This window comes from Frankia sp. Mgl5 (genome assembly GCF_023242985.1).
GTDB lineage: Bacteria > Actinomycetota > Actinomycetes > Frankiales > Frankiaceae > Parafrankia > Parafrankia soli.
In genome coordinates, this window is the sequence record NZ_JALKFY010000730.1 from 1 (window position 1) to 3594 (window position 3594).

Below are 3594 nucleotides of genomic sequence, written 5' to 3' on the forward strand. Positions count from 1 at the left end.
GCCATCAACGCCCCCACCTCAATCGGATCCCCCAACGCCGTCCCCGTCCCATGCGCCTCCACCACATCCACATCACCCACCGACAAACCCGACTCCACCAAAGCCCGCCGAATCACCCGCTCCTGCGACGGCCCGTTCGGCGCCGTCAAACCATTCGACGCACCGTCCTGATTCACCGCGGACCCCCGCACCACCGCCAACACCGGATGCCCGTTCCGCCGCGCATCCGACAACCGCTCCACCAGCAGAACCCCCACCCCCTCACCCCACACCGTGCCATCCGCGGAATCCGAAAAAGCCTTGATCCGACCGTCCCGTGCAAGCGCCCGCTGGCGGGAGAACTCCACGAACGAGGCGGGTGTGGCCATCACGGTCACCCCGCCCACCAACGCCATCGAGCACTCACCCGCCCGCAACGCCCGCGCCGCCAGATGCAACGCCACCAACGACGACGAACACGCCGTATCCACCGTGATAGCGGGGCCTTCCAGTCCGAGACTGTAGGCGACCCGACCCGAGGCCACGCTCGTCGCGGCGCCGGTGAGGCGGTATCCCTCCATATTCGCCGCGTCAGTCGCCTGGTGCAGGCGGACGATGTGTTCATGATTGATGACACCGGTGAAGACGCCAATATCCCGGCCACGCAAGGAGGTGGGATCGATCCCGGCCCGTTCCACGACCTCCCAGGAGGTTTCCAGCAGCAGGCGCTGCTGTGGGTCCATCGCCAGCGCCTCCCGCGACGAGATACCGAAGAAGTCCGCGTCGAATCCGGCGACGTCGTCCAGAAACGCGCCCTGACGCACGTAGGTCCGACCGGCCCGGTCGGGGTCCGGGTCGAACAGGGTGTCGACGTCCCAGCCCCGGTCCGTCGGGAAATCGCCGATCACATCGACGCCGTCAACCAGTACCCGCCATAGGTCGTCAGGGCTGCTCACACCGCCCGAGTAACGGCAGCTCATCGCGACGATCGCGATTGATTCGTCGACGGGCACCGGAACGCCGTCCGCCGTGGTCGGGGCAGGTTCCGCCGTTACGGGGTCGCCCACCAGCTCGGTGCGCAGATAGCGGGCCAGCGCCCCGGGATTCGGATAGTCGAACACCACAGTCGGCGGCAGCCGGTGGCCGGTCGCTGCATCGAGTCGGTTGCGCAACTCCACCGAGGTCAGCGAGTCGAACCCGATCTCGCGGAACGCGCGGTCGGGTTCGACTCCGCCGGGGTCAGCCAGGCCCAGTACGGTGGCGGCCTGCTCACGCACCAGGTCCAGCAGAAAACGGTCCCGCTCGCGGCCACCCAGCGCGGCCAGCCGCTCGGCGAACGGAATATCCCCCGCGGCAACCGCGGCAACCGCCCGCCTGGGCCGCCGGACAAGACCGCGCAGCAACGGCAGAGCCGGCATGTCTGCCTCGCGGGAGGCGACAAGGTCCAGAACTGCCGGGACCAACACCGGGTCCGGCGAGCGCAGAGCGACGTCAAAGAGTGCCATGCCCAGTTCGGCAGACAGACCGCTCATGCCGTCCCGCTTGGTGCGGGCGAGCGCCGCCTCGTCAAGGCCTGCGGCCATCCCGGTGCTCTGCGCCCACATGCCCCACGCCAGGGATGTGGCGGGCAGACCCGCCGCACGGCGCTGGCGGGCGAGGCCGTCCAGAAAGCTGTTCGCCGCGGCGTAGTTCGCCTGGCCAGAATTACCGAAAACACCAGCCGCGGACGAGAACAGCACGAACGCGGCCAGGTCGAGATCCCGGGTGAGCTCATGCAGTACCAGCGCTGCATCGACCTTGGAACGGAAGACAGTGTCCAGGCGCTCGGGCGTGAGAGCGGTGACAACGCCGTCATCAAGCACGCCTGCGGTGTGGACGACGGCGGTCAGCGGATGATCATCGGGGATGTCGGCCAGGATCCGCGTGACGGCCGCACGATCAGCCATGTCACACCTGGCTACGGTCACCGTCGCACCCGCCTCGACCAGCTCGGCCACCAGCTCCGCCGCGCCCGGCGCGGCCTCGCCGCGCCGACTGGTCAACACCAGGTGCCGCACGCCGTGCGCGGTCACCAGGTGCCGCGCGACCAGGGAGCCGAGGGAGCCCGTGCCGCTGACGAGCACGGTGCCCGCGGGGGCAAGCTGACGCGGCATGCTGAGCACGACCTTGCCGACATGGCGTGCGTGGCTGACGTGGCGCAGCGCGTCCGCCGCGCGGCGGACGTCCCATCCGTGCACCGGCAGCGGGCCGAGGGTCCCGTCCTCGAAGAGGACCAGGAGCTCTGCGAACATCCGCGCGATGCCGTCCGGGCCGGCCTCTGCCAGGTCAAATGCCTGGTAGGTGACGCCGTTATGGCGCATCGCCACTTCGTCGGCGTCCCGGATGTCGGTCTTGCCCATCTCGATGAAGCGGCCTCCGCGGGGCAGGAGGCGCAGGGAGGCGTCCACGAACTCGCCGGCAAGCGCGTCGAGAACCACGTCGACGCCGCGGCCTCCGGTCGCCGCGAGGACATCGTGCTCGAACTGGACGGTCCGCGAGTTCGCGAGATGGGCGTCGTCAAAACCCTCGGCCCGCAGGACCTCCCACTTGCCTGGACTCGCGGTGGCGAACACCTCTGCGCCCAGGTGCCGCGCGATGCGGGTCGCGGCCATCCCCACGCCGCCGGCGGCGGCATGCACGAGAACCGACTGGCCAGGTGTCACACCACCCAGTTCATGCAACGCATAGTAGGCAGTCAAATACACAATGGGTGTGGCTGCGGCCGACTCGTACGACCATCCCGCCGGTATGCGTGCCAGCAACCGGCGATCGGTAACCGCGCTGGGTCCGAATGCCTGGGGAAGCAGGCCCATAACCGCGTCACCCGGGATGAGGTCGTCGACGTCCGGGGCCACCTCCAACACCACGCCGGCGCCTTCGCCACCGAACGACGCCTCACCGGGATACATGTCGAGCGCGATGAGCACATCACGGAAGTTCACGCCCGCCGCCCTGACGGCGACCCTGACCTCTCCCGGGCCGAGGGCCCGGGGCTCGACCGGCACGACCACGAGGTTGTCCAGCGTGCCGCGCGGGCTGACCTCGAGATACCAGTTCGGCGACTCGGCGGGCACCATCAGGCCCGGGTCGGTCACCCGCGCCAGCCGGGGGACGGTGATCTCCCCGGCTCGGACCCTGACCTGGGGTTCCCCAAGAGAGAGCAGAGCCGACGGCACAGCAGGCGCCGCCGCATCCAGATCGACGAGGACGATGCGGTCGGGGAACTCCGCCTGCGCCGAGCGCACCAGGCCCCAGACCGCGCTGGCCGCGGGATCGTCGAGGCCATCACGGGTGACCACGACCAGCCGGGTCCCGCTGGCCGCCTCCTCCCGCGCCCACGACTGGATCTCGGCCAGCACCCGGCTGGTGAGCACACGAACATCGCCCCCGCTCCGCAGGTCCACCAGACGTGCATCGGGGAGCGCCGGGAGGGAGATCAGGTCAGACACCCTCGCGGAGGGCACGGCCGGGACGGGAGGCTCTGCTGCCGGGAGCGGTATCCAGGCCAGGTGGAAGAGTGCGTCGTGGGTGGGGTGGGGTGGGGTGGCGGGTCGGGTGGTGAGGGAGTGGATGGAC

1 protein-coding gene is annotated in these 3594 nt (G+C 69.7%); it reads right to left on the minus strand.

The features are described 5' to 3' along the window. A partial coding sequence (locus MXD62_RS27140; RefSeq protein WP_248832245.1) for a type I polyketide synthase occupies nt 1-3113 on the minus strand: 3113 nt, incomplete at its 3' end. Between the last annotated feature and the right edge of the window lie 481 nt (nt 3114-3594).